The sequence below is a fragment of the Vibrio sp. Vb1574 genome (genome assembly GCF_033338675.1).
Window position 1 is genome coordinate 1 of record NZ_JAWOTC010000444.1, and the last position, 1,057, is coordinate 1,057.

Genomic DNA, 1,057 nt, shown 5'->3' on the forward strand with positions numbered 1-1,057 from the left:
TTAAAGCCGAAGATGTTACCTACGGCGGCTGGCGTTGCACGCCTTGGTATATTCTCGATACGTCTAACCCCGAAGTGCAAGATCATCTAACGCACGTTGTGTCAGTGGTGAGGCTAGAGTGGGGCGTAGAGCTGTTTAAGCTCGATGCAAACTACTGGGGAACACTAAAAGGAAAACGTAGTCAGTCTGGTATTACGGGTGTTGAAGCGTATCGATTAGGGATGGAGGCGATCGCCAGAGGCGCAGGAGACGCTTGGTTGCTTGGCTGCAACGCGCCAATGTGGCCATCTTTGGGGCTGGTGGATGCGATGCGTGTGTCTGATGACGTCGAGCGCCATAGCCACCGTTTTGAACAGATCGCTAAAGAGACGTTTTTCCGTAGCTGGCAGCACCGTAAATTGTGGCAAATTGACCCAGACTGCGCGACGTTTACTTCTCTTGCTAATCAAGCGGCATCACGTGAAGACTACGAGTTTCACCGTACCGTATTATTGGCTTCTGGCGGATTGCTTTTGTCTGGCGACCCTCTCCCGGAAATCACGCCATTTGCGAGTAAAACCTTGGCGAAGCTGATGTTGCGACAACGACGCAGCCAAGAATCTGCTAAGTTCACGGCGTTAAGTTTGAGCCATGCTTTTTTGAAACTGACGGACAAGAATGATCTACATTGTTTGTTCAATTACGCGAATCACAATGCGACTGAATTTACTCTCACAGCGGATCAGCCCGTTGATTGGTATGACTACTGGACCGGAGAAAAGCTCAACCAAGATCCTTGTCAGTTGCTTCTAGTGAGTGTCGATAGAGGTCTGAATGCCAAAGCAATAATGACCGCGTAAAGGTCATTGAAAACGACGTATTAAACGAAAAGAGCCACTTGGGCTCTTTTCTTGTTTTTACGCGTTCTTTTTTGAGAGCGTAATAATTAAAACTCAAACATAAAGTAATAGCCATAGCCCACAATGAACGCAGGGGTAGAGGAATAGACCGTTGCCATCAATGCCGCTTTGGGAGCCATGGCAATCGCGGGGAACAGTGCATCTCCATCGTTAGAAAT

The 1,057-nt window shown here is 48.3% G+C and carries 1 protein-coding gene and 1 pseudogene; one reads left to right on the forward strand and one right to left on the reverse strand.

What is annotated here, in order from left to right; translation table 11 throughout:
- Positions 1-839: pseudogene (locus tag R7O12_RS26755) on the forward strand (glycosyl hydrolase); the annotation flags it as partial.
- Between the two features lie 86 nt (positions 840-925).
- Here the strand turns inward: R7O12_RS26755 and R7O12_RS26760 are convergent.
- On the reverse strand, positions 926-1,057 hold a 132-nt coding region (locus R7O12_RS26760; RefSeq protein ID WP_318127098.1), incomplete at its 5' end, for a putative manganese transporter.